Here is a 26,947-nt window from a genome sequence, read left to right on the forward strand (position 1 = left end):
AAACCCTTATTCACTTATTATAACATACCTCTATCATTTGGAATATTGGCTCGTTGTTCCTTTTTAATAATTGAAAAAATAATTCTTGTTGTATAAATCCGCACTCTTAGTTGAAGAAAAAAAGATGTTTATGTAGTCCGAATCTAGATTTGAAATAAAGTAGTACTGTTTATAAAAAAGTCCTACCGTTTTGAAAAAATGGTTTTAATTGTATTTTTTTGAACAGTTGTGCTAAAATATAAACATGAATACAAAAAATAAAACAAAAAATCAAAAAGAAAAGTCATTTATTGAAAAAGCCCGGAGGGCTCAAATTATGGAATGTGCAATTGAAACACTTGCTGAAGTAGGTTATGTAAAAGCCTCTTTAGGACAAATCGCTAAACGTGCAAAAATAAGTAAGGGGGTTATTTCTTATTACTTTACAAACAAAGAGGAACTTCTAGAGCAAGTTATAATCGATTATTATATAGCTTGCCAGTCCTTTAGTTGTCCGCAAATTGAAGCTCAAACGACCCCAGAAGGAATGCTCCAAACGTATATTGAATCGAATCTGAAATTTATAGATAAACATCGGAAGCATGTATTCGCTGTTATAGAAATTGTTTCAAATGAAAGGACAGATGAAGGAAAACTTCGGTTTGCAGCAGACCATGATGAAACTATTTTTCTTCCCATTAAAAATATTCTACGTTTAGGGATGCAAGAGGGGGTGTTTCGAGAATTTTCCGAAACAGCCTTAAGGGTGATGGCGTTAACAATCAGGCATGCCATAGACGGATTTAGCCTCGAGCTAATGAGGAACCCCGATTTAAACGTTAAAGATTACACTAAAGAACTTATTACAATCTTTGAGCGGACAACTCAAAAGTAACATATCACCCTGATGAGGGGGAAGGTCATGATATTTTATGAGGTTATTTGTTTTTGCTGTAAAAGTGTATTTCGAGTAAATGAAGGAACTGAAAAATATAAGCAATTCAAGGAAAATCCAAAAGGGAAATATTGCTGTGACGAATGCAGTCATAAAATAAGACTTGAAGCAATTAAAAATTTTTTTAGATAGGGGCACTATCTACTTCTTATTTTTGCTAGTTTATAATGTCTAACATAATTCAACTTAAAATGATTAAATTTTTTTATAAATCTTGTTTATATATTCATAAAGGAAACTCCATTTTAATCAATCTTGTAACAAGAAGCATAAGACGGCCGTTTTGGTCAACTTATGCTTCTTTTAGTTTACGGCCAACTTATAGGTAAAGTGACAAATCTTTTGACAAAATGGAGTTTTTTTATTTGTTGTTAGATAAGGATAGGAGGATATTTTTTAATCCATCTTTATTTTAAAGCTACACCGAATCCTTAAGTTGATGGATGTGGGGTGGTACCCCATGGCTATCAAGCTAACATTTTTAAGTACCCCCTAAATGAAAATTTTGTGTTTTTATAGAACCAAAGTTTATTTTTATCGTTTTGGAGAACAACAGATTTTTTAACTTGATAGCAAGGGGGTATTTCAATAGCATAGCTTAATGGATGTGTGGTGGGCCCCAATAAGGTTGTTTAAAATTCGGCTTTGGAGACATTTTCAAATACGTTCAACATCCAAACTAAGCTAAGGTAATTACAAATGAAAGTGTTCTATTAATATATTTCAAAAAACATATAATCCCATTCTCTTGCTATATTTTTAGTTAACCCACTTGACTATAACGCAACGTCATAGTGCATAATTTTAACTATATTAAATAAGGAGTGAAAGAAATGAATATAAAATCATTACGGTCCGATAAAATATATCGAAAAATTTTACAAGCTCCAAAAGAGGAAAAGGTTGAATTATACAGACAAGAAATGTTGGCTCCGTTTATGGGGAAATGGGAAATTCAATATGTTCCTTTTAAAGCTGAGGAGCAAAATGGCTTTGATGTTATTACATTGAATAATATAATGAACATTTCTCCTAATCAGATTACAAATGAGATTACACCAGAATTAGAATTGATTTCGTCTGATTCTTTTTGGTCTGAGTGTAAAGAAGCTGTTAGGAAAAGCCTTCATTTATTTAGAGAGCATGATGTGAACCTTCGTGTATCTGATTACTTATTCACGATTCTATTAGGGGATCCAAATAGCCCTTCATTAATGTTAAATGAAGGATATAGTGGTGATGGGGGTATCCCTGGCTATATTTTGTGTACATTTGTGCCAAATGAATACACAATACCTCGAATGAAGGCTGCTTTAGCACATGAATGTAATCATAATGTTCGATATCAATTTATTCAGTGGGACCATACGGTTACTTTAGGTGAATTAATTGTTAGTGAGGGTTTAGCAGAAAACTTTGCTACTTCTATTTTTGGGGAAGATCTACTCGGTCCTTGGGTATCGAAAACAACTATGGAAATGCTTAATAGACGTATTAAACCCGTGCTCAAGGAACAATTACAATTAACAGGATTTGATAAAATTGCACCGTATCTTTATGGTGATGAATTAGCAAAACTTCAAAACTATATACCAGTCAATATGCCTTATGCTGCTGGTTATGCCTGTGGATACTATTTAATCAAATACTATTTAGAAAAGACAGGAAAAAACATCTTTGAAGCCACAATAATTCCTGCCAATTTAATACTAGATGAAATAAAAGGATTTTGGGATGAAGAAACAATTATTAACGGTTAAAGATATTGTCCAAATTACAGGCATAACCAAAAGAACCTTACAATATTATGATAAAATAAATCTATTAAAGCCAATTTACTTAACAGATAATGGTTATCGACTCTATGATAGGAACAGTTTAGCACAGCTTCAAACGATTCTATTTTTTAAGGAAATGGAATTTTCTCTAAAGGAAATTGCGGATGTATTGAAGCTTACGAGAGAAGAACAGCAACAATTATTAAAGAAGCATAACCAAACTTTATTGTTAAAAAAACAACGTTTAGAAGCAGTTATTACTGCGGTAGATGAGTATGTATCAGGAAAGGATATCTACAACTTAAATATTTTTAATAATTCATCCATTTTACCATTACAAGAACAATATACTCATGAAGCGAAATACATCTATGGGGAAACAGAAAAATACAAAGAATTTGAGGAGAAATTGAAAAATCTCTCTCCTAATGAAAAAGCGAACTTATTTCATGAATTCGAACAAAAAATGGAAAGAGTGTTTATAAAAATTGCTTCCTATATTAATCAATCACCTACTTCCGATGAAGTACAACAATTAATTGTAGAGTGGAAAAGTTATCTCGAACAATCTATTGTATGTGATTCTGAAATGTTGACATGTATTGCAAATGCGTATAAATTTGATAATCGATTTAAAAATTACATAAATCAATTTAGTAATGAAGACTTAGCTGAATTTTTATATAATGAAATTATACATTATATAAATAAACAGAAAAATTAATGTCATACTATTTATAATAGGGGGTCACCTTACATGGCCGTCAACTTAAGAAAGGTAATCACCCCCAAAACGAAACAAGAGCTGACTTCTCAAAGTAACTAACTGTAAAGAAAGAAAATTTTCATTTTGGGGGTACTTTTATGCTAGAAAAAAAGGCTTATAAAGTTGGTAGCTCAAAAATTAAATTAGGATACTCCGTAAGGATATGCTAGACTTGGTTTACCATTTGATTTACTGTTTTCATGTCCTTTATGAGTCGGGGATTCTTTGTTTCACGGAAAAAAAGCAGACTCTCATAAAAGAGCCTGCCTTCCCTGGTTTGTAAAATTAAGAAGCTTTACGTACGTTTGAAGCTTGAGGTCCACGTTGACCTTGCTCCAAATCAAAAGTCACTGCTTGACCTTCTTCTAAAGTTTTGTAACCTTCGCCTTGAATCGCTGAGAAATGAACGAATACATCGTCTCCACCTTCACGTTCGATGAATCCGAAGCCTTTTTCGCCATTAAACCATTTTACATTACCTTTTTCCATTTGTATTGCCTCCTAGTGTGTAAACACACACATTGTAATACTATCCTTGCTCTCAGTGATTATAAAGGTGAAAAGTTACAAATCCTTTACACCGAACAAAAATAATTCATTTTAATAATAACATTTTTTGTAATAAATGTAAAGGTGAAGAAAAGACAGTTACTATGTTTATGCAAATGTTAGAGCTAAAGAAAAACACGTTTCATAAAATAATGACGGAATATGAGGAAATAAAGTAGGATCTCTCTTATTAGAAATCCTACTTTTTCTTTGGTTGTAAGAATCTTGATGTTTTTGTATCAGAATAGTATTGTGTATATCGAGAAAAATAAAAGACAACTCCAATTAAGAGTTGTCTTTTTGTGTAATAAAATCCCCAAAATATGAAAATATACAAACGAATATAATACGCTATGGTTGATATTATAACAAAACCGAAGAGTATTGAAAATAAAAAGAATGTTGTAATGATTTTTTAAGGTTTTAGTTAAAAAAGCCTCGAAAATAAACCTTTTATAAAGGTTTCCTTTAAATATGATTATTGTATTTCGAGGGTTCCTTATAAATCTTAGCTATATATTTTACAAAATCAATGACGGGATAGTGTATGAGTGAACGGTGCTGCGTAAAACGAATCCCTGCTTTTTCTATTTTTGAGATGAGTTGTTCAACTTCCAACTCATTTTGTTGTATCCTATTATAATTTTGATATACAATGTTTTTCCATTGATAGGAAGAGCCGTGAAAATAACTCTCTCCTTTTACCCTGTGACTAAATATAATTTCTATTTTTTCTCTACGTTGTTTTTCCTTCATATGCGCTTCCGTTGACTGCATGTTTATCGCCTCTTCCCTTTTTTTGTTGTATAACAAAATTTGGTCTAACTCACCATACATAGCCAATGTACATTGTTCTAGTTGGGATTTGTCGTTTAGGGCTATCTCATCCACTGTATTTGGTTTTCAAGTGCTTAATCTAATCTAGTAGTTGTTAGTGTGTATAAAACACTATCTATCTTTATTATAAAACGATTTTTTATAAACATGCACCTTTTTACACTCACGAAGATTTATAACATGACGATTATCTTCATCCATGAATGTTATTCTGAATTTACTGAGGTTAGTTTCTTTATTTAGGCTAACTAACATATTGTATGCCTCAGTATCTATTTTATAAAAAAAGAAAATAGATGTAACGGTCCTCCTTTTGATAAAAAAAACCTATAAAAATATAGCGCTCTTAAAGAATTTTGTTACAAATTTATTATGTTTGAATTTAAAAAGGAACGTAATATTTATTTGTAGAAAATTTTAAGAGTAAAAATAGAATGACAATTTATATGATAAGAAAAGGGGGCACTTATAGATGCTAACAAATGATTTAGATTTCCGATTAGAACCACGTTTAAAAGAACTGTATGAACAACATAAAATAAGAGCTCAGAAGATAGACTGGGGTTATCATGAGTTTTTACCATGGGATAAGGGAATGGACTTTAAAAGAGTTCCTTGGGATGAAAGTCAAGTTACTCTTCCTTTTGGTGTAATTACAGCCATTGAAACAGCTTTATTAACAGAAGTGAATTTACCATGGTTTACCACGTATTTATCTGCAACTTTTAAAGGATCCCTTTCTGTTATTACGGACTTTATTCACACATGGACTTCAGAAGAGGATCAACATTCGAATTTATTGGAGACATATTTACTACTCACTCGAAGTGTGAACCCTAAACGTATACATGAATTAAGAAAGTCAGTAGTTGAGGGTGGATTTGAGCCTGATTTTCATACACCAATTGAAGCCATGACGTATACGACGCTACAAGAACTTGCAACGATGGTGTTTTACAATAATGTAGCTAAGGTTGCAAGTAAGCATGATCCAGATCTTGCTACATTATTACGTCGTCTTGCAAAAGATGAAACACTTCATTATGCGTTTTATCGAGACGTCATTCGAACACATTTGGAATTAGAACCTAATTATTGCTATCATATTGCCAATGTGATTAAGAATTTTAAAATGCCAGGTGCCGTCATGCCTGATTTTGAAAATAGAATGGCTGTAATTGCAAAAGAATCGAATTATGGACCACTACAATATTTTGATCAAGTACTTGATGTAGTGGTTGATTATTGGGGGTTAAAAGACTTACGACCAATTGCACCTTTAGCTGAAAAAGCAAGAATTGAGATTTTGGAATACCACACAAGATTGAAAAAAATACGGGATCGATTTGGTCGTTTTCAAGGGAAAACTAATCCACGTTAATGAGTAGAGATTTCAGAATATAAGCGGTGGAGTTCCCTTGCCCTTTATGGGGAATCTGACACACTCCCTATTGTTTTGGGGGTGTTTTTTACTTAATTTAATTTTTGTTAAAAAATGGTTGACGATAAAAATGATTTTATGATATTATAAAATATTTGTTAAAAAACTACATATGTGTTAAGGTTAAGAAGGTTACCATATATGGAGGTGGATTATATGTTTCAAATTGGCGATAACATTGTTTATCCAATGCACGGAGCAGGTATAATTGAAGCCATAGAAGAAAAAGAATTCTCAGGAAAAAAACAACAGTATTTTGTCATAAAAATGTCGATTAGTAAGATGCAAGTCATGATTCCTACGGGTAAAATAGTGAATTCGAATATACGCCCAGTTACTGATATACTTGCATTAAAGCACATTATACACATTTTTCACCATGAAGAATCCTGTAAATTACTGCCGTGGAAACAAAGGCATAAAGTGAACACGGAAAAAATAAAAACGGGTGAAATACAAGAAGGTGCTGAAGTTGTACGGGATTTAATGCGTATGAAGAAAGAAAAAGCACTTAATACAAGCGAAAAAAAATTGCTGGATGATGCATATAGATTTTTGGTCAGTGAACTAGAATTAATTAAAGGAATCACTGAAAATCAAATAAAAAGTTTCTGTTAAGGTTCATTATAAATAATGTATTATATCCTCTGAAAACATTCTAAATCTTTCGGGAATATGATGAGTATTAAAAGCAAATCATTTCAAAGACATTCAATTTCTTCAACTCACTTTTAGAGTAGGAACCTCTTTTGTTATTACTTCAATCTAATCCATTTTTATTTTTAAATTTCTTTTACGAACGTTCGAAGTTTCATCAAATAACTCGATTAAATAGTCACTTGATTTTTGCAATCCTGATTCAAACTGGCACGGACAAGGATCCGTAAGGATGAAAGAGAGGTAGGGCTTTCATTGTTTTAGGTAATATACTGTCTAAGTCATTATTTCTAGAAGAAAAAACAATCAATCTCACCGCTATCTCTTTAAGGGTTTCTTACATCTACTGAGACAGTGAATAATAATTGTTTCTCTTCTTTACGTAAAATTGATAAACGAACTGGTAACACCATATGGTCAACTACAAAAAATGGTTTTCTGGCCAGGAAACCATTTTAAATTCCATTTACATTACAATAGTAAATGAAGCAATAAGAAGGAGCGTACACATGAAAAAAATGTTAACAAAAGAATTAAGTAATGAATTAAAGAAGCGGGATGGAATCATTTCCATTACTGTTGAGCCTTACGAAAAAATCGAAGTTGGTGGAATTCGTGTAGATGGACCAGCTATTATTCTAATTAATCAAGAATAGGTAAAAATAGTTGTATGCAAGAAGAAAAGGATCAGCCTTTACGAGAAGGGGATCCTTTTTATTAACTGCAGCTAATATGGGATATACATAACTTTCATCTGATTTGTTGGGGTTAAAAGGAAGGAGAGGGTCTGGATTATCATGGTAGAAAGCTTAATATTGGTAGGATTTCTTTTTACGTTATATAAACTAGTTGATAAAAAAACAAACTAATTATTTAAAACGATATATTGTTTCCTTTTTAAGGGCAAGATTTATTTGAGAGTGAAATGGATAATTTAAAGGAGGAATTTAGATGGAAGCAAGGAAAGAACGCATAAAATATGAGAAGATGTCAAAGAATTATGATCGTATTTATTTAGTTTCGTTTATCCTATTAATTGTACTTGTTTGTAGTAGTGTGATTATCATAGGAGCTACAGGAGGAAAATATGGAGTGTTTTTATTGTTAGCAATTTTACTTAACGCACGTATTACGAAAGAATCTCAAAAAAAGTATGAGCACTATTCTAATAAAGGGCGTATTTAAAATCATACATATTCTAAAAGGAACAACCTAGATGTACATTCAAATTATCCATATATCATCACCTATTAACTAGTAAAAGTAACTTTATATAAATAATTTTTAGCAATTTAAAAATAGAAACCGTACCTTATTAAAATGTTATTTCCGTTCCTATAATGAATTATCCTTCTAGCATATTTATAAGATTTATATCATATATTAAGAGAAAGAATGCAAATTAGAAAGGAGTCTTATAGAATGAGTTATTCGGAAGGAAATGACTTGAGTGAACAACATATGGTAAGTACCCCCAATCCCTATGTATATCAGACATTACAATCCATAATTGGTAAACATGTAGTTATTGAAACTGTAAGAGGTAATGTAAGAGGAAAGTTAAAAGATGTGAAACCAGATCATTTGCTCATTGAAGATACGGCACCATATATTGTACGCATTCAACAAATTGTATGGATTATGCCAAAACAATAATCAAATTACATGTAATTTGATTTATAACAGATTAGCGTCATAGAGCATCAAATAAAAACACAGGGTTTTATCTCTGTGTTTCTTCAAATTTTCGTTTTTGGATATATGCTTGAGCATGGATAATTTCTTTCTGAAGTTCTTTTAATTCTTCCGTAGATCCAGATTCAATCCTCATGTACGTAGTAACTAGACTAATCATCATATCCATCTTCTCTACTATATTTTGAATGACCTGTTCAGATTGCTCTTTTTTAGGGTGTTGTATTGCTATTAAAGCATTTTCTATATAATTGTTCTTTCTTTGCTGGATATCATAAATAAACTGTTTTGTGTTTGAGTTCATTTGCTATTCCTCCATTTTGGATATACTTCTATTCTATCATATTCGAATGGAAAATATTAGATTACCCTAAATATACACCTGTCTCGCACATCTCCTCAAATATACAAACTAGCCCTTTAATGTAAAGAAAGCTAAGAAAAATTTTTATAAAGAAAAAGCCGATTTCCCTATATATTAAGGGTATCGGCTTTTGTTCATATTCTGTTACTTAATCAATTTCTGACATAAAACTTATAATAATAACATTACTTTTACTAGCTAGAAAAGGGTTGATACTGTACATTTTAAAATATCAATTAAGCACTAATATTTTGGTTATGCACTGTTTCACCTTTATGAGAAACATAACTGTGTGCTATCATTCCTAGCATTATTACAAACATGCCACACCAAGATAAAATAGAGGGGAATGAAGAATGTAATAAGATTAGTTCTCCGATAATAGCAAAAAGTACCTCCATGGATTGTGTTGCTTCAACGGTTGCAAGTTGCTGCATATTTCCTTTAACCATATCAGTCGCTTTAAAAAATAAGATAGTTGCAATTACACCAGAGCAAATAGCAACTAAAATAGATTGCATAGTTTGTTCTTTACTAGGCACTCCTGCTGTAAAAAGACCGTACAAGGATAGTAAAAACCAAAATGGTAAGCTAGCTAATGTCATTCCAAGGACACGTTGATAAGCATCTAGTCGATCTCCACAAACCTCCATCATCTTACGATTCCCGAGCGGATAAGCAAAAGAAGCTACAATAACAGGGATAATACCTAACAAAATATCTTTTACAGCAAGCGATTTTGCTTGTTCCATTTGCATAAGGAAAATACCAAGAAGAATAATCAATGACATACCCATACCCTTCATTGGAATTTTTCCTCTTTTCTTAAGAATTCCATCTGGTGTTTGAACGGTTTGAATAAAAAGAGGAGCTAACAAAGATCCTGATATAATAGTAATTTGCCATGTCCCAGCAATTATCCATCCTGGTGCATGTGCAGCGGCAAAGCATAAGGGAGCGTAAAATAGACCAAACCCTACAAAGCTCCATAAAAACCATGTTCTTAAATCCTCTCTCATAACTTGTAATAATACTTTTAATTTTTTTCGACTCATAACAAGAAGTAAAAGGAATGGAAGCATGAAAAAAAACCTTAATGAAGCACTCCATATCCAGCTACCACCTGATAATTCCATTGCTCGATTTAATATAAATGTGAAAGCAAAAAAGAAAGCAGCACATATACCTAAAAAAATAGGGCGCAAATTTCTCATCTCAATCTGCCTCATAAGTCATTAATTTCTCAAGACTTAACCAGTTTTGTTCTACAAGATGCGCTGTTGTTTCTTTATCATTATTTTTGCAAGCCTCTATAATTTGCTGATGTTGTTCTACTGACTTTAGACCATTTATAGAAGTGAACTGAGAAATTTCGAGACGTTGAATCTTAGATATACTTCGTTCTAACGCACGAATGATTTCAGGATTTCCTGCCACATCTAAAAAAACATTGTGGAATAACTCGTCAGCTTCAATTGCTTTTATAATATCTTTTTTCTCAATAGATAATAGTAAAGCCTTATTACTGAACTCTAATTCTTGAATATCCGACTCTTTTAATAATGGTACTGCTAAACGAGCAGCTAACGAGTGTAAAACTGCTACCACAGTAAATGCGTGTTTCGCCTCCTCAATATTTAATGGTGCAACACGAGTAACTGAACCAGGAATAGATTCAACAAGTCCTTCATCCTCAAGACGCTTCAACGCCTCTCTAACTGGAGTACGGCTAATTCCAAATTCTTCTGCTAATTCTTTGTCATTTAAGCGTTGCTCCGGTTGCAGCTCTAATGTAACGATTGCTTTTTTCAAAGTTAGATATACTTCATCTCTAAATGACATACGTTTAATGGGTTTAATAATATCTTTTTTCATAAAACCAATATATCGGATATTGGTTTTATGGTCAACTCTAATTTTTCAATAAAATATACTCGATTATCAAATTCTAAAAACGACCATTTATAAGTTAGTGAGCAGTTAGCTTTGGCTAGCTGCTTTTTTGTATATATTGGAATCGATTCTACATTTTACTGCTTTTTGATGATTCATATATAGATTTTATGGCTTTTAAAAACTCTGTAAGTGTTTTGTAATATTTACGAGAGACTTTTTTAACAGTTATGAGAGAGAAAAGAAAGATTTGTTATATATGATGAAATTAATCTTACTAGTAGGTGTTCTAATTGACCTAGAAACCAAGGAGGAAAAATAACAATGAAACAATTAAAGCCAGCAATTAGTGTATTAGGTAGTGTATCGATGGCACTGACTCTAGCATCTCCAGCTTTAGCAGATGTAAAACAACCGAATCCAGGAGGTACAGTTGAAATATTCAAAGAGAATGCAAATGCAAAAAAAGAAGATAAGAATTTCACGCTCGGATCCGATGGGGAGATAGGTTCGCTCATTACACAAAACATTGAAATGGCAAACAATGATTGGGACAAAGATGGTATTTCTAACGACTTAGAGATTAATGGATATAAAATTGAATTCAATTCACAAACTGGAAAAAATGAAGCGAAAGCATGGGATCCTGAGAAGGATAAAGGAAAACCAAAATTTATATCGAATCCTATGAATGCAAATACGGATGGTGATCCTTTTACCGATATGTATGAGGTTGAGAATTATAACAACGATTCTGATACTAATTTCAATCCGATAATTGCCAACATACCGAATTTGCAAATTGGTGTCAAACGTATTGAAGTAATTCCTATTGCAACCATCACGGATAATAATGGCGGATCCGTTAGCAGAGGATGGGAAAAAAGCGTATCTACACAACATTCATTTAATGTAGGTCTAAGTGGTTCAGGTGGTGTAGAAGGCTCAGCAGCCGGTCCTGTTCCTTCCGGAAGTGTTTCAGCAAATGTGGGATACGGATATTCAAAAACAACTACGGAAACGGAGAGTTATACAAATAATTTTGATTGGTCTACTGCAACAACTGTGGACACAGCGAACGCAGCAAAATTACGGGTACATTTGGAATATAAGAATGTAGGAACAGCATCCGCTGAAAATGTTTCGCCACATTTTAATATTCGTTTAGGAAACAAAATTATTAATACTGTAAAGGCAACACAAGATCGTTATAAAGCAAACTATTTAAGTACAGAAAAAGGTGGACGCAATAAAACAGAAGTAGTTATTGACAGTTTAGAAGGACAAGCAGATGCAAATATTGTCTTATCTTTGGATGAATTGAAAGCTGTTGAACAAGGGGAACTTCTTTCGATTGAAGTTTTACCTACAAGTACAATGGATTTATCTATTGAAAAAGGTGAAGAAATTATGCATTTGGGGGATTCAGGAAGATATGAGTCTAGAGTGCATGCAGCTACGGAACAATTAGAAACAGATATCGGAAATATACCAAAGTTTAGAGTATATACTCCTAAAGACAAATCCCTTGCTGATAAGCCAGTTTTATCCTATAACGAAGTTTTTCAACATGTAAATATAGATACGAAAAAAGTAAATCATATTGTAAACAAGGCTAAAAGTACTAATAACGTATCAGTGGTTTCAGCTAATAATGGAACTGATGCATTAAACGATTTAAAAGCGGGACAGGGAGATCGCGGTTATTTACATAAAGACTCTGTACACGGTGCTTTTGCAAAACTACAGCAACCAACATTAGTAGAAGGTAGTTATGATTCTGTGACGCAAAAGATTAGGGCAACAATTTTACCTGGTTTATTTGGGGTGAGTAAAGAGATTCCTACTACTTATAGCAAGAAATGGAATGCTCCGTCACAAACAGTAAAACTAGTTAAACGTGAGAATGGATTTACATATGAATCTAGAGAAAATATACACCCTATTAAATCTGAAATTGCTGCGCACAGAAAAGTTACATTTGAAATCAATGATGCACATAATCTAACGCCTAAACAAAAGATTGATACTGAAGTTAAAGCTAATAAAGAGTTTGAAGATTATGTAGTTGATAATTCAGGTGAATTTGTTACTGAAGGAATTCCTTATACTATAGCTTCATATGGAAATACAGCTTATTGGGGAAGTCATCACGCCGGGAATAAATGGGAGTATCTGTGGGCTGAGCAATCTAGTGATGAAAAAGTGAATGTAATTATTGAAAGAGTAGGTCAACCTAAACCCGGAAAACCAATTAAAAAGGATGAAGAGGTATTAATTAAATTCCATAATCCTATTTATTCAGATTATGCATATTTAAAACTTCAAGATAGTTATATTCATTTAGATCAAAAACAGAACGCAAGTACTTTTAAATTTAATCATGCATACCCAAAGAATTTCACTGGACACCATAAGCAATGGAACATACTATCTAATGGTAACAAGTTAAAGGTAGGATATTTAATTGATTATATGAAATATGGTAATGGAGAAAACGGGACGGATACTATAGCATGGAATCTATCAAGAGCTCAGTAATAGGTAACAGTTCTATTGCTAAGATTGAAAATAAACGGTAATGAACTGAATATGAAAAGTTAGATACAAAAATTTAGACTACTAATAGGGAATGAGTTTGATGTTGAATCAGACTCATTCCTTTTAATTTATATGATTTAGACACTACTATTTTAAATGCTTATCTAGGCATATAAGTAATCAAATGTTAAGATTACTATCTGGATTACATAAATAGTATTCTGAATTTTTATTTATTTTGATGTTGAAATGAGGAATTTTGATTTGTTGATACAATCAGTTTATATATATTTATTCGAGAATAGAAAAAATAAATTTTTTTGTTATTGATGAAAAAAAGTGAGGATAGTATATGAAGAAAAGAATTTTAATCGTAGAAGATGAAGAAAATATTCGAGAAGTATGCAAACGGTATTTAGAAAGAGAAGAATATGAAGTATATACTGCTGTAAATGGTAAAGAAGGTTGGGATTTATTTCTTACATATCAACCAGATTTAATTATATTAGATTTGATGATGCCAAAAAAAGATGGATGGGAATTATGCGAGGAAATTCGTCAACAATCAAACGTCCCTATTATTATGTTAACTGCTAAGGGAGAAGAAAGGGATCGGATTTTAGGCTTAACAATGGGGGCGGATGATTATTTAACAAAGCCATTTTCCCCTCGTGAATTAGTATTAAGGGTTCAAATTATACTAAGAAGAGGAAGTCATGTACCAATACAAGCGAAAGAATCCCTGTTGGAAGTGATAGAGTTTCCAGATTTAAAAATATATCCAAAGACAAGATATGTACTTGTTTGTGATAAGGAAGTGGAGTTAACGGTGAAAGAGTTTGAGGTACTTTATCTCATGGCAAAGCATCCAAAACAAGTATTTTCTCGCTCGCAGCTTCTTGAATTAATTTGGGATTTTGGACATGAAGGGGCATCAAATACAGTTACCGTATTAGTGAGTCGTTTACGTGAAAAGCTCGAGAAACATACGATAAAGAATCGTTGGATTCATACGGTTTGGGGTATAGGATATCGCTTTGAGCCGAATGGAGGAAATGAAACGTGAGATTACGTATTCAATTGTTACTCATGAATTTATTAAGTACCGGTATTATGGTAATTGCTATATGGTATAGTGAGACCAAAATGTTACTTGAACCGGAACAAACGCGGTTATTAACAGTAATTGCATTTGTGGCATTCATTATTTCAACGTTTATTTATTGGTTAATGACACGTCCTATCATGAGATCTATACAAAATTTAATAAAATTGACGAAACAATTTAGTGATAGACACTTTGAAACAATGTATATAATTGGGCAAGAACCACGTGAGTTTAAAGAATTAGCAACAGCCTTTCAACAGATGGCAAAAAAATTAGAAGAAGGGTTTACTAAGTTAGAGGAACAGGAAAACTCTCGTAAGGAGCTAATTACCAATATCTCACACGACTTACGAACACCTATGGCTAGCATGCAAATGATGATAGAAGCATTACAAGATAACCTGATTGAAGATCCTGAAATGAAAAAGCAATACTTAGCAACGGTTTTAAAAGAAATAGAAAGATTAAACGGATTAATTAACGACTTATTTGATCTTTCAAAGTTAGAGTTTGAGCAAGTAGATTTTCACCCAAGTTTCACACATTTAGATAAAGTTCTATTAGATGTATTAGAGTCACATTCTGTCTTATTAGGAGACAAACAAATCCATGTGCAATTGGATGTCCCTGATACATTACCTCGACTTTTGATTATGCCTTGTAAAATAGAAAGGGTCATAGGTAATTTATTACATAATGCAATTCGATATTCTCCTATCTCTGGAACAATTGAATTGACTGTAGTGGAAAATAAACTAACTCAGCAGGTCCAATTCACTTTGCGAGATGAAGGAATAGGAATTTCTCCAAATGATCAATTACGTGTATTTGAACGTTTTTTTAGAACAGATCGATCAAGAAGTTCAAAATCTGGAGGTTCCGGACTTGGATTAGCTATTGCAAAATCATTAATTGAAATGCACAAAGGGGAAATTGGTGTAAGGAATCGCGCAGATGGTAAGCAGGGAAGTGAATTTTGGTTCACTCTTCCCATCACATCAGTAAAAAAATAAGATGGCTGAAAGACTTTTGTAACATTTACGTTAGAAAAATGAAAGACCTTCTTGTTAACATACTACTACACAGTATGTTACAGGAGGTTTTTTACTTTATGAAAAGAAGATATGTATGGCTTATAGGCGGTTTGATAATTGTATTGGGGATTTTATGGTCATTGTTCCGACCAGAGAAATTATTTATTGATAAGCACGTAAATGAATCATTGCCACAAGCAGAGATACAATCAACTGAAGTAAAGCAGCAAAGTGATCGAGTAATAAGGGAAGGTCAGTTTCAAAACGGTGTCCATGAAACAGCCGGAACGGCAAAAATTCACCAATTAGCGGATGGAAAACGTGTTTTACGACTTTCTAATTTTGCAACATCTAATGGGCCAGATGTACGAGTTGTATTAGTTCCTACAAATCGTTTAAAAAATAATGAAGACGTGAAAAACTATAAGTATATTGAATTAGGAAAATTAAAGGGAAATAAAGGAGACCAAAACTACGAAATTCCTGAAGGGATAGATGTAAATGAATATGGTGCGGTTTCTGTTTGGTGTAAAAGATTTAATGAAAACTTTGGTGCGGTTTATTTTAATAATCAAATATGAACTTAAAATATCCTCTTACAGGAGAAATTCATATGGGTTATGGTAGTAGCTGCAGCGGACTTAGTTGCTAAAAAGGGCACTCATAAGAGTGCCCTTTTTCATAGTTCTCAAATTTTGTATATTTTAGGGTTATTGGACATTTACGGGGTACCGCCATACATCCATTAACTTAAGATATTAATTGTTCCAAAAACGAAAAAAATGAGCCGAATTCTCAGTAGTAACTGTAAGAATGCTCATTTTTTTGTTTTGAGGTATTTACATTTCTTAGCTTGATAGAGATGTGGTGCTACTTCATAAGTAAAACAAAAAATTTAATTAGCTCACTAAAAAAGTGACTTTAAGGAAGAGGTATATATACGGAATGCCATCAGTATATCTCTCATTTTCCACTTTAATTTATGGAATGAAGTATTTGACGCAAATAACTTCTTCTAATAATAAGATAGTAAATTATTTGTACACTAATAAAGCTCGTGAATATGAGAATAGAATTTCCTGCAATAGGTAAGTCTATGTGCCTGCTCTGTGCTAAAAATCTTATTGCCAAGAAGGCCACGCTACTATGAAGAACAGAAATCACAATAGGTATAAAAAATAATATACTAATTTGTTGGGTTACAATTTTTTTTATCTCTCTTTTAGTTAACCCTAATTTAGAAAGCATTTGAAATTGGCTTTTATCTCGATCTAAATCTGTAAATAAACGGAAGTATAAGAAACTAATTGTAAATATAAAAAATACAACACCTACTAGTACACTGAGAATAGATAGTATCGCATTCACTTGTTTACCTTCTAACCATTTTAATACCGGGGAATCAAATATAAAAGGTGGGCGTCCGCTTCTATAATCATTTGGAATTATCTTTGTAAGTTTTTTAGCCATATCTGCTGTTTCATACATGTTTTTAATTAAAAAACGATAGTCTATATACTGATCGACCGTTGCTTCTCCTAACTGTGTATTGAGTATTGTTTCGTACATTGAATCCGAAACAACGACAGAAAAATTATCAGATGGGCTGATAATATTATCCATTAATATTTTATTACCAGAAAAATTATAATTCATATTACCGTGTTCCAGTGTAAGGGATGAAGACAGTTTCTTTAATTTCTCTTGAGGAGCTACTCTCAGATACATTTTTGATGGTAGGATTAGACTGTCTGTTTCCTTATTTAACGTTTCTGCTGGGTATCCTAGTGTTTTGGCAGTTGCGTTGTAATCAGTCAGTTTCATAATTGGTGTTGCGTGACTTGTTGTATTAAAACCAGTAGAAGTTACTAATTTATATGAGAATCCATCATTATGTAATTGTTTCTCTATTTGAGAAATATGAAATGCCTCCTCCTTGTTGTGTTTATATGATTTATATTCAAATGCATAAGGACTGTTAACTTCCGCTAATGCGCCATTTCCAATAGAAAGGCAAGCACCAATAGAGGTAAAGGCAACTGCGGAAAGTATACTTACTAGAAAGAGTGTTCGTGCGTTATCTGTCATTCGATATGTTAGCTCTGAAATCATTAACATATTGGTTTTTTTAAAGAAAGTGTATTGACGATTTTTCAATATTGTAATGACATAAAAGCTGAGCTGAGTAAATAAAAAGTATGTTCCTAATACAGTTAAGAAAACACATAGTAATAGAACATATATCTCAATTCCTTTTTTTAATGCTATATTTAAATAAAACGCTGAAGAATATCCAATGCAAATACAAAGAATTGAGAAGAAAGCTAGCCATTTAGATGACTTTGGTTCCGCTTTTGGTTTTTCTTCAGATTTCATGAGTTCAATTAGCTGTGATACCTTCATTACTCGTACAGTGAAAAAAGAGACAAGTATAAATAAAATAAAAAACATAAGAGATGTCACTAAAATTGCCTTAGTAGGAAAATGAAATGGAAGCCCACCTTTTAACAGGAAAAGGGAACCACTAATCAGTAAGATTAATTTTCCAAAAACTAATCCAAGTCCAATCCCAACAATAATTGCAGAACATCCAATTAACATATTTTCCATGAAAATTAGCTTTTTTAATTGTGCGTTAGACATGCCATGGAGTAATAAAATCCCAAATTCCTTTTTCCTTGTTTTTAAAAACATAGTAATAGAATAGAGAATGAAAAAGAAGGAGAAAAATATAATTAGATATTGAGCAATTTTAAATCCTTTTGTACTTAAAGAACTCATGGTCTCACTGGTCGATACAAGATTTCCAGTGAAATTAGGATGAAATGCAAGCAATTCAAAAGTAAATAGAATCATCACGGCAAATGTACTACTCAAAAAATGCCCAAGGTATAATCGTTTATTACGAGTGACATTATTATATACAAGCTGACGAAAATTCATGTTAATTACCTCCTAGTAAAGATAGTACATCTGTAATATCTTTGTGAAATTTTGAACGATTGTTATCGCAATAAATTTCATTATAAAAAGATCCATCTTTAATGAAGATTACTCGATCACAGTAACTCGCGGCTACGGGATCATGTGTCACTAACATCATAGTTACTTGTTGATCTTGATTTAATTTCTTTAGGAGTTCCATCACATCATTTGCCGCTTTTGAATCTAAATTTCCTGTTGGTTCATCTGCTAATATTAATTGAGGAGAATGAATAAGGGCACGAGCAATGGCGGTTCGTTGAGCTTGTCCTCCTGAAATTTCATAGGTTCTTTTATTTAAAATCTGTTCAATCCCCAGTTTTTTAGAAATAACTTCTACTTTGTTGTTCATTTCATTCAAACTTACACTATCTAATGTAAGTGGTAAAACAATATTCTCTTTTACAGTTAGAGTATTCATAAGGTTAAAGGATTGAAAGACAAAGCCTAGTTCACGGCGTCTAAATAATGCTAAATCATTAGAAGATAAACAATGGGGATTTTTTTCGTTAATAAATACTTCTCCTGATGTTGGTGCATCAATAGTAGAAATCATATTCAGTAAAGTTGATTTGCCACTGCCTGATGCTCCCATAATTCCTACAAATTCTCCTTTTTGTATTGTCAAATCAATATTGGAAAGAGCTTTATAAGATACTTTTCCTGTATTATAAATTTTACTTAAGTTACGGACTGTTAATATACTCATAGTTGTTATCTCCTATTCTTTTATTGGCTACATATAATTTAATCTAAAGTATTATAGTCCTCATATTGAATTGTCTTACATTTACCTTACAAGCATGTAAGATTTCTATCTTTTAAGAGAATTGTTTTAGAAGAGGTTGAAGATCTAACTCACCATATTTACAGTGTATAACGTCTATTAAATTAAAGGAAGGAACCTATCATATTTCCTAATAGGTTCCTTTTTTAATACAAAAATTTCAAATATATAGAGTTATGCTTCGAATCGTTTGTATTTTTATAAAAATCTTATAAAGTTAAATTTCTTGTTTTATTTTAGCTTAATATTGATAAGGTACTAGCATCCTATTTTTTTATTATTTAAATTAGAATAAATATCTACTGTCGTTTAATAGGTAATGAATAATAACCAAAAGCTAAATCCAGCAAGGAACTTGCTTCTTGACGCAGTAACACATCTTTCGGACGGAACATAAAAGATCCGTCAGCGTTGATGGAAGTATCAGGGTCTAGAATTCCTTGGGAGGCAAGTGCTTGAATAGATTGGACTGCCCAATCATCTGCGGCATCAAGTAATTTAACTTTACTAGATTTATCATTTTGAATCATTTTCAAGTCTTGAATTTGCTTTACGTTTTGAATCATGGTTGCTGCGACCTGTCGTGTAATCGGGGTAGCACGATTATACTCTGGAATTCCATTCATCATTTTTTCCCTGGCCTCCTTGGATTCGTCTGGAAAACCGTTCCATCCGTGAGCAAGTAACAGCATATCCGCAAATTCTCCTTGTGTCATGGTGTCCATCGGATTAAATAGATTATCTGTTTTAGCACCCATAATGTTTAGAGCATGAAGGTTATCAATGTGACTTCTATATTTACTCTTTGCTGGCACGTCATCAAACGGTGATTTGTTGTTAATTTTCTGAGCATCTGCTACAAAATCAAGGCTTTTAGGAGAGGTGTAGTGAAAATATGTGATTTCTCCTGCTGAATTCTTTTTGAAAGCGACTTTATTGCCTTCTGAATCCTCAAATAACAATGGATGAATCATTTTGAGAACTTGTTTTCCCGTTGTTCCACCCTCCATGATCAAATTCCCATTTTCATAAGTAAAATGAGTGCGAATGGCAGCGAAACGCGTATTCTGGAATAAACCCAAGTATTTATGAGCCTCTTTTTCCTCTAACGGGAGATAACTTGTTTTTACTTCATTCTTCTTAGCGGGGAAATAGTGATCCATGAGAGCTTCATATATGTCTATACTCATCATTGAATCATTATTGTAAGACATGAAGAATGCTGTTTTTTGTTCAGGCACTAAAATCAGCAGTGATTGATGCCCAGGCATACTTCCACCTTTCATTACAACATGTTGACCGTTAGCAAATTTATTAAAAGGCGTTTCAAATCCAATTGTCGCAACAGGGACTGTCTTATCATCAAAAACTTGATAGGCATGCATCATATCTATGCCTTTTTTACTTACAATTTCTTTGTCTTTAAACGTTCCTTTCTGTAGTTGCATAATCATGTATTTTGACATGTCTTCCGCAGTAGATAAAATGCCTCCTTGTGGTGTATCCCTTAAACCGCTCCCACTTGTCGGAATCGGATCACCTGTGGGACCATAATGTGTAGCCATTCTTTTGAGAAGGTCAGGCGTAAAACTCATACTCGTAGATTCCATATCTAATGGTTTGAAAATATTTTTTTCCATATATTTTGAGAAAGGGGTGTTAGTAGCATTTTCTACTGCAAACCCTGCGAGCGCAAATGAGACGTTGTCATACGTATAAGCTTCCCCTGGTGGCCGTATCACCGTTGGCATATACTTAGAGAAAAATTCTTTCATTGGTATACTATTATGAACGTATTCGGGTCCAGTTATATTTGTGAGATCCGGAAAATCTACCCCGCTAGTATAAGTAAGCATATCAAACAGGGTGAGAGGTTTCCCTGTTTGATTAGGAATTTGTAATCCACCAAGGTATTTTTGTACATCTTGATCTAGTTTAAGCTTTCCTTTATCGACTTGCTGCATCACAGCCAAAGCAGTAAAGGTTTTTGAGACTGAAGCGATTTGAAAGACCGTGTCCTTAGTGACAGGGATTTTCTTTTCTTTATTGGCATATCCATATCCTTTATTGACAACGACCTTTCCATCATGAACGACGACAAAACTAGAACCGTTCACATTATACTTCTTCATTTTTTCTTCAAATAACGGGTCTGCAAAAGATTCTATTTCTTTTTTATTATTAGGTCCTTCCATCATTTGATTATTAGTTGAGGATGCTAATGGTTTTGATTTTTCAGCTTCTAATAATTGTTGGGAACACGCAGAAATCATTGTTGAAGAAGAAAGAAGAACTGCAACGATCCCCAGTTTGTTAATTGCTTGTTTCATTTTTGTAAGCTCCTTTAATTGATTTTTTTTTTGTTAGCGAAACGAGTTAGCACCCGTTAGCGTATGAACAGAGTGTAGCAAGAGGCCAGTCATAGTAGGTAGTGAGTTTTTGTCATATTTATAAAGGAGAACAAAATTGAGTGGATAAGGCTGTATTAATAGTTATGTCATAAAAGTCATGACATTTTGACACTACCGTGTGTGACAGAAAAACATTTAGAATCAAGGAGCAGTTTTTAACGCATTAACAATAAATGGGGAGGGGAGATCTACATTGTGTATGTTAAAAAATATAATGAGGCGTGAAAGGGGAAATAGGCATGATTTATTTATGAAAAATAAACCAGTAATAAGAGTGGTTCTTCTAGGGTTAACATACATGCGGAAAAAGAGGGATTTATCGTTTGTTAGAATACAATTGCATTTATGAAAAAATAATTAGCAAGATAATTACAAATGTAATATTAAACTTTTAATAGAGGTGATAGCTGTGTGCTTAGTATGAAACAGCTAATAACCATCTACACAATATGAATAGAGGAGAGGGAGAATCTTATGAAAACAAGTAGGCAAATTACGAGGGCAAGTCTGACCCTTTTAATGGCTGGAAGTTCTTTGTTATATACAACACCAAGCTCAATTGTAAAAGCAGAGCCCAATCAAAATGTATCTAATTCGTTACAAACAAGTAATCAAAGCGATCGTACTTCCGTTAAGAAAGCAATACGGGATTCACTCCAACTTGGATACCCTGGAATACTCGCTAAAATTTCTAAGGGTGGCAAAAATTGGAGCTATGCCGCCGGGATAGCGGATCTGAGAACCAAGAAGCCGATGAAAACAGATTTTCGCTTTCGCATTGGCAGTACGACGAAGACATTCATTGCAACAGTTCTACTTCAATTGGCTGGAGAGAACCGCTTGAATCTAGATGACTCCATCGAAAAATGGTTGCCTGGCGTCATTCAAGGAAACGGATATGATGCTAACCAGATTACGATTCGGCAGATATTGAATCATACAAGTGGGATTGCTGAATACTTAAAGTCAAAAGACTATGATATTATGGATACAAAAAAATTGTATACGGCTGAAGAATTAGTAAAGATGGGAATTTCTCTTCCACCAGACTTTGCTCCAGGTAAGGGCTGGTCTTATTCAAACACAGGATACGTAATACTGGGTATCCTTATTGAAAAAGTAACTGGAAACAGCTATGCGGAAGAGGTTGAAAATCGGATTGTTGAACCGCTCGAATTGTCGAATACATTCCTACCTGGTAATTCAACTGTTATTCCAGGTACCAAACATGCCCGTGGATATGAAAGATATGACGGAGAAAGTGAGCTAAAAGACGTTACTTATTCTTACCCAGGTAGCTCGGATGGAGATATGATTTCTACTGCTGACGATTTAAACAAATTCTTCTCTTACTTACTCAGTGGCAAATTACTGAAGGAACAGCAACTAAAACAAATGCTTACTACAGTTCCTACAGGAATTGCTGAAATCGGCAGATATGGTCTTGGAATCTATGAAACTAAACTTCCAAACGGTGTCTCGATATGGGGACACGCAGGTGCCTCTCCAGGGTTTTCTACTTTTGCTGGAGGCACACTTGGAGGCAAGCATACATTGGCCATCAATTTGAATGGCCATAAAACTAGTCATTCTAATCCTTTTAAAAATATTTTACTTGCTGAATTTAGCAAGTAGGCAAAAAGGAAAAATAGATAAATTTTGTCATAGTTTTTATAGTTGAAAATATCCTTTTCTGGTTCAAAAAATACCTTAATTTTAAAGTTTTTTTAAAATTAAGGTAGTAAATGCTGTTAAGCTAATAAAACAAAATCCTCCGTAACATGAAAAACGTTATTCTTTCTCTAGAATCATAGGAAAGGATAACGTTTTTTTTACATTTGGGGTAAAGCAGGTTCCTAATTTGATGGACATGTGGCAGTACCCTAGCCTATCAAGTTAATAGAACTGAGTTTTTCTTAAAATAAAAACCACCGAATTATAGAAGTGGTTTTGAGCGTAAGGAATTTGTAAGAAAGGAGTAAGAGAAAAGAGATTTTCATTGTGTATGATCAAAATGTAGAGAAGAACGAGAGGGGGAATAGATACTATATATTTATATAAAAACAAATTCATTAACAAAACTCTATGGAAGAAAAGAAGAAATTACAGAGGTTAACATACATCTGAAAAAGAGGAATTAATCATTTATTAGGTCAGAAAGTTGTTTGTAGAAATAATTGGTGCATAGATGATTGCAAATTCAGTGTTGACTTTTATCATTGGGAGAGTTGATAGCTGTGTGGTTAGCATATGACATAGCTATCAACCATCAATACAATTTAAATAGAGGAGAGGAATGCTTTATGAAAACAAGCAGTAAAACTACATGTGCAAGTCTAGCACTTTTAATAGCTGGAAGTTCCCTGTTATACATAACACCAACATCAATTGTAAAAGCAGAACCTACGCAAAATGTATCTAGTTCGCTACAAACAAGCACTCAAAGAGAACGTAATTCCGTCAAAGAGGCAATGCGGGATACATTGCAACTTGGATATCCTGGAATACTTGCTAAAACTTCTGAGGGTGGAAAAACATGGAGTTATGCCGCTGGGTTAGCGGACCTGAGCACCAAGAAACCAATGGAAACAGATTTTCGCTTTCGCATTGGTAGTGTAACGAAGACGTTCATTGCAACAGTTCTACTTCAATTATCTGGAGAGAACCGTTTGAATCTAGACGACTCCATTGAAAAATGGTTGCCTGGTGTTATTCAAGGAAACGGATATGATGGTAACCAGATTACGATCCGGCAAATATTGAATCATACAAGTGGTATTGCTGACTATACAAATTCAAAAGACTTTGATATTACGGATACAAAAAAATCGTATACGGCTGAAGAATTCATCAAAATGGGGATTTCACTTCCCCCAGACTTTGCCCCAGGAAAGGGTTGGTCTTATTCAAATACAGGATACGTATTACTGGGGATCCTTATTGAAAAAGTAACTGGCAACAGTTATGCCGAAGAGGTTGAAAATCGGATTATTGAACCGCTTGATTTGTCAAATACATTCCTACCTGGCAATTCAAGCGTGATTCCAGGCACCAAGCATGCCCGTGGCTATTTCCAACTAGACGGAGCAAGTGAGCTAAAAGACGTTACTTATATTAACCCAGGTAGCTCGGATGGAGATATGATTTCTACTGCTGACGACTTAAACAAATTCTTCTCTTACTTACTAGGTGGCAAATTACTGAAGGAACAGCAATTAAAACAAATGCTTACTACAGTTCCTACAAATAGAGAGGGAACCGGATATGGTCTTGGAATCTATGAAACTAAGCTTCCGAACGGTGACTCGGTATGGGGACACAGGGGGGGCGTTCCAGGGTTTACCACTTTTGCTGGTGGCACACTTGGAGGTAAGCATACATTGGCCGTCAATTTGAACAGTTTTAAAGCTGATAGTCCTGATCCATTTAAAAGTATTTTACTTGCTGAATTTAGCAAGTAGGTAAAAAGGAAAACCAGATAAAAAGTGAGTTTTAGGAATTAGAATAAATGTATCTTAACAGTAATAGGGGGGTTAATAGTTTAAACTGGGATCCTTAGAGCATATCAAAAAACTAATAAGTAAGTATTTCAGGAGGGTTTTATGAAAAAGAAAATAATTATTGCAATTGTTGCTTCTGCTATAACAATGACTCATTTTGTAGGAAATACTTATGCAGATTCGAAAACAGAGGTTTCTGTTACAGCTCCCTACAATACAAATCAAATAGCGAAATCGTTAGAAGCACATGCAAAGCCTTTAAAAACAACTAATCCAACTGCATCTCTTAATGATTTGAAACCACTTAAGGATATGGTAGGTTCAGCTTCCATTGTAGGTTTAGGTGAAGCTACGCATGGGGCTCATGAAGTTTTTACGATGAAACACCGTATTGTTAATTATTTAGTATCTGAAAAGGGCTTTACCAATCTAGTTTTAGAAGAGGGGTGGGATAGGGCCTTGGAACTTGATCGATATGTTCTTACTGGTAAAGGAAACCCAAGCCAACATTTATCACCTACATTTAAGACGAAAGAAATGCTAGCTTTACTTGATTGGATTCGGCAATATAATGCTAATCCAAAACATAAATCTAAAGTACGTATCATCGGGATGGACATTCAATCAGTAAACGAGAATGTTTATAATAATATAATAGAATATATTAAAGCGAACAATTCAAAACTGTTGTCTAGAGTAGAAGAGAAGATAAAAGGTCTTATTCCTGTAACAAAGGATATGAATACTTTTGAAAGCCTTACGAAAGAAGAAAAAGAAAAGTATGTTTTAGATGCTACACAAATTAGTGCTTTATTAGAGGAAAATAAAAGCTATATAAATGGAGAATCTAAAGAGTTTGCATGGATAAAACAAAATGCTCGTATTATTGAACAGTTTACTACAATGTTAGCGTCACCTCCTGATAAACCATCGGATTTTTATTTGAAACATGATATTGCAATGTATGAAAATGCGAAGTGGACCGAAGAACATTTAGGAAAAACCATTGTATGGGGACATAATGGACACGTTTCGAAAACAAATATGCTTCCTTTTATATATCCTAAAGTAGCTGGGCAGCATTTAGCAGAATATTATGGAAAACGGTACGTATCTATTGGAACGTCAGTTTATGAAGGACAATATAATGTCAAGAATAGCAATGGTGAATTTGGCCCCTATGGAACATTAAAATCGGATGATTCAAACAGTTATAACTACATCTTTGGACAAGTTAAAAAAGATCAATTTTTTATTGATTTACGTAAGGCAAACGGCGTGACAAAAACTTGGTTAAACGAACAACATCCAATTTTCGCTGGAATAACTACCGAAGGGCCTGATATACCAAAAACTGTTGATATATCATTAGGTAAAGCGTTTGATATACTTGTTCAAATTCAAAAAGTGAGTCCATCTCAACTACATCAATAAATTTGTAATAATGTGGCTCAACGAAGTGTAGTATTGATGATAGTGTTAAGTGTCAATAGTGTTGTTTAGAAATGTCAGTTAGGTTATTTTATTAAAGGATTATTAGATAAAATAAATGTTTTCAAATTAGAGACGATGTGGGATAGAAGCACATTAACATTAAGTAAACAAAATAAAATTCTCCCTAATTAGATAAAATGAGGAACTAAGGAATTTATCCCACATTAACGGACAAT

Annotated in this window: 24 protein-coding genes and 1 pseudogene; 17 read left to right on the top strand and 8 right to left on the bottom strand. The window is 33.3% G+C overall.

Annotated features, from left to right (window positions below; genetic code table 11):
* The first annotated feature begins 244 nt into the window (after window positions 1-244).
* The 4 genes from GBN91_RS23880 to GBN91_RS23895 all read left to right on the top strand — a co-directional run bounded on the left by GBN91_RS23880 (window position 245) and on the right by GBN91_RS23895 (window position 3,436).
* Window positions 245-874 carry a TetR/AcrR family transcriptional regulator gene (locus GBN91_RS23880; protein WP_124749700.1) on the top strand — a complete coding sequence of 210 codons (630 nt, stop codon included), beginning with the start codon at window positions 245-247 and terminating at the stop codon, window positions 872-874.
* A gap of 27 nt (window positions 875-901) precedes the next feature.
* On the top strand, window positions 902-1,066 hold the full coding sequence (locus GBN91_RS23885; RefSeq protein ID WP_069355893.1) for a DUF2197 domain-containing protein: 165 nt from the start codon (window positions 902-904) through the stop codon (window positions 1,064-1,066).
* 701 nt (window positions 1,067-1,767) lie between these two features.
* Window positions 1,768-2,694 (top strand): DUF2268 domain-containing putative Zn-dependent protease, encoded by a 927-nt coding sequence (locus GBN91_RS23890; RefSeq protein ID WP_113304978.1) that lies wholly within the window; start codon window positions 1,768-1,770, stop codon window positions 2,692-2,694.
* Window positions 2,669-3,436: a MerR family transcriptional regulator gene (locus GBN91_RS23895; RefSeq protein ID WP_149214949.1), complete on the top strand. Its 768-nt coding sequence runs from the start codon at window positions 2,669-2,671 to the stop codon at window positions 3,434-3,436. The genes GBN91_RS23890 and GBN91_RS23895 overlap by 26 nt, the downstream gene beginning before the upstream one ends.
* A gap of 327 nt (window positions 3,437-3,763) precedes the next feature.
* Here the strand turns inward: GBN91_RS23895 and GBN91_RS23900 are convergent, their stop codons facing one another.
* The gene (locus tag GBN91_RS23900) at window positions 3,764-3,967 is read right to left on the bottom strand and encodes a cold-shock protein (protein ID WP_000410775.1); all 204 of its coding nucleotides are present in this window, start codon (window positions 3,965-3,967) and stop codon (window positions 3,764-3,766) included.
* Between the two features lie 131 nt (window positions 3,968-4,098).
* Here GBN91_RS23900 and GBN91_RS29770 point away from each other — a divergent pair.
* Window positions 4,099-4,206: pseudogene (locus GBN91_RS29770) on the top strand (integrase); the annotation flags it as partial.
* A 289-nt stretch (window positions 4,207-4,495) separates the two neighbouring features.
* Here the strand turns inward: GBN91_RS29770 and GBN91_RS23905 are convergent.
* Window positions 4,496-4,804, bottom strand: coding sequence for a hypothetical protein (locus GBN91_RS23905; RefSeq protein ID WP_124749810.1), 309 nt, complete (start codon window positions 4,802-4,804; stop codon window positions 4,496-4,498).
* A gap of 532 nt (window positions 4,805-5,336) precedes the next feature.
* Between GBN91_RS23905 and GBN91_RS23910 the strand changes: the two genes are divergently transcribed.
* The 5 genes from GBN91_RS23910 (at window position 5,337) to GBN91_RS23930 (ending at window position 8,618) form a co-directional block, all read left to right on the top strand.
* Window positions 5,337-6,245: an acyl-ACP desaturase gene (locus GBN91_RS23910; RefSeq protein ID WP_000957097.1), complete on the top strand. Its 909-nt coding sequence runs from the start codon at window positions 5,337-5,339 to the stop codon at window positions 6,243-6,245.
* A 216-nt stretch (window positions 6,246-6,461) separates the two neighbouring features.
* Window positions 6,462-6,923, top strand: coding sequence for a CarD family transcriptional regulator (locus tag GBN91_RS23915; protein WP_000486304.1), 462 nt, complete (start codon window positions 6,462-6,464; stop codon window positions 6,921-6,923).
* A gap of 548 nt (window positions 6,924-7,471) precedes the next feature.
* Window positions 7,472-7,618, top strand: coding sequence for a BC1881 family protein (locus GBN91_RS23920; RefSeq protein WP_000738544.1), 147 nt, complete (start codon window positions 7,472-7,474; stop codon window positions 7,616-7,618).
* Between the two features lie 295 nt (window positions 7,619-7,913).
* Window positions 7,914-8,147, top strand: a complete 234-nt coding sequence (locus tag GBN91_RS23925; RefSeq protein WP_000388211.1) for a hypothetical protein — start codon at window positions 7,914-7,916, stop codon at window positions 8,145-8,147.
* Window positions 8,148-8,384: 237 nt separating this feature from the next.
* Window positions 8,385-8,618, top strand: a complete 234-nt coding sequence (locus GBN91_RS23930; RefSeq protein WP_000122223.1) for a YuzF family protein — start codon at window positions 8,385-8,387, stop codon at window positions 8,616-8,618.
* 67 nt (window positions 8,619-8,685) lie between these two features.
* Here the strand turns inward: GBN91_RS23930 and GBN91_RS23935 are convergent, their stop codons facing one another.
* The 3 genes from GBN91_RS23935 to GBN91_RS23945 all read right to left on the bottom strand — a co-directional run bounded on the left by GBN91_RS23935 (window position 8,686) and on the right by GBN91_RS23945 (window position 10,896).
* A complete protein-coding gene (locus tag GBN91_RS23935) occupies window positions 8,686-8,961 on the bottom strand; it encodes a hypothetical protein (protein ID WP_001087712.1) in 276 nt (91 codons plus the stop codon).
* A gap of 296 nt (window positions 8,962-9,257) precedes the next feature.
* On the bottom strand, window positions 9,258-10,235 hold the full coding sequence (locus GBN91_RS23940) for a DMT family transporter (protein ID WP_001245211.1): 978 nt from the start codon (window positions 10,233-10,235) through the stop codon (window positions 9,258-9,260).
* A 1-nt stretch (window position 10,236) separates the two neighbouring features.
* Window positions 10,237-10,896, bottom strand: coding sequence for a GntR family transcriptional regulator (locus GBN91_RS23945; protein WP_113304922.1), 660 nt, complete (start codon window positions 10,894-10,896; stop codon window positions 10,237-10,239).
* A 342-nt stretch (window positions 10,897-11,238) separates the two neighbouring features.
* On the opposite strand from GBN91_RS23945, the gene GBN91_RS23950 reads away from it, so the two are divergent.
* From GBN91_RS23950 to GBN91_RS23965, 4 genes are all read left to right on the top strand, one after another.
* Window positions 11,239-13,455 carry a binary toxin-like calcium binding domain-containing protein gene (locus tag GBN91_RS23950; RefSeq protein ID WP_000811540.1) on the top strand — a complete coding sequence of 739 codons (2,217 nt, stop codon included), beginning with the start codon at window positions 11,239-11,241 and terminating at the stop codon, window positions 13,453-13,455.
* Window positions 13,456-13,807: 352 nt separating this feature from the next.
* Window positions 13,808-14,521 carry a response regulator transcription factor gene (locus GBN91_RS23955; protein ID WP_113304324.1) on the top strand — a complete coding sequence of 238 codons (714 nt, stop codon included), beginning with the start codon at window positions 13,808-13,810 and terminating at the stop codon, window positions 14,519-14,521.
* Window positions 14,518-15,576 (top strand): sensor histidine kinase, encoded by a 1,059-nt coding sequence (locus GBN91_RS23960; RefSeq protein WP_113304325.1) that lies wholly within the window; start codon window positions 14,518-14,520, stop codon window positions 15,574-15,576. The genes GBN91_RS23955 and GBN91_RS23960 overlap by 4 nt, the downstream gene beginning before the upstream one ends.
* A gap of 98 nt (window positions 15,577-15,674) precedes the next feature.
* The gene (locus GBN91_RS23965) at window positions 15,675-16,178 is read left to right on the top strand and encodes a DM13 domain-containing protein (protein ID WP_113304326.1); all 504 of its coding nucleotides are present in this window, start codon (window positions 15,675-15,677) and stop codon (window positions 16,176-16,178) included.
* A gap of 394 nt (window positions 16,179-16,572) precedes the next feature.
* Here GBN91_RS23965 and GBN91_RS23970 read toward each other — a convergent pair whose 3' ends face one another.
* The 3 genes from GBN91_RS23970 to GBN91_RS23980 all read right to left on the bottom strand — a co-directional run bounded on the left by GBN91_RS23970 (window position 16,573) and on the right by GBN91_RS23980 (window position 21,696).
* Window positions 16,573-18,540, bottom strand: coding sequence for an ABC transporter permease (locus tag GBN91_RS23970; protein WP_152122507.1), 1,968 nt, complete (start codon window positions 18,538-18,540; stop codon window positions 16,573-16,575).
* Window position 18,541: 1 nt separating this feature from the next.
* Window positions 18,542-19,288, bottom strand: a complete 747-nt coding sequence (locus GBN91_RS23975; RefSeq protein ID WP_152122516.1) for an ABC transporter ATP-binding protein — start codon at window positions 19,286-19,288, stop codon at window positions 18,542-18,544.
* Between the two features lie 377 nt (window positions 19,289-19,665).
* Window positions 19,666-21,696, bottom strand: coding sequence for a serine hydrolase domain-containing protein (locus tag GBN91_RS23980; protein ID WP_152122518.1), 2,031 nt, complete (start codon window positions 21,694-21,696; stop codon window positions 19,666-19,668).
* A 555-nt stretch (window positions 21,697-22,251) separates the two neighbouring features.
* On the opposite strand from GBN91_RS23980, the gene GBN91_RS23985 reads away from it, so the two are divergent.
* The 3 genes from GBN91_RS23985 (at window position 22,252) to GBN91_RS23995 (ending at window position 26,711) form a co-directional block, all read left to right on the top strand.
* Complete coding sequence (locus tag GBN91_RS23985) at window positions 22,252-23,412, top strand: serine hydrolase domain-containing protein (RefSeq protein ID WP_152122520.1); 1,161 nt, start codon at window positions 22,252-22,254, stop codon at window positions 23,410-23,412.
* A gap of 668 nt (window positions 23,413-24,080) precedes the next feature.
* Complete coding sequence (locus tag GBN91_RS23990) at window positions 24,081-25,238, top strand: serine hydrolase domain-containing protein (protein WP_152122522.1); 1,158 nt, start codon at window positions 24,081-24,083, stop codon at window positions 25,236-25,238.
* Window positions 25,239-25,379: 141 nt separating this feature from the next.
* Window positions 25,380-26,711 carry an erythromycin esterase family protein gene (locus GBN91_RS23995; protein ID WP_152122524.1) on the top strand — a complete coding sequence of 444 codons (1,332 nt, stop codon included), beginning with the start codon at window positions 25,380-25,382 and terminating at the stop codon, window positions 26,709-26,711.
* The last annotated feature ends 236 nt before the right edge of the window (window positions 26,712-26,947 follow it).

Source organism: Bacillus sp. B1-WWTP-T-0.5-Post-4 (assembly GCF_009183795.1).
Taxonomy (GTDB): domain Bacteria; phylum Bacillota; class Bacilli; order Bacillales; family Bacillaceae_G; genus Bacillus_A; species Bacillus_A cereus.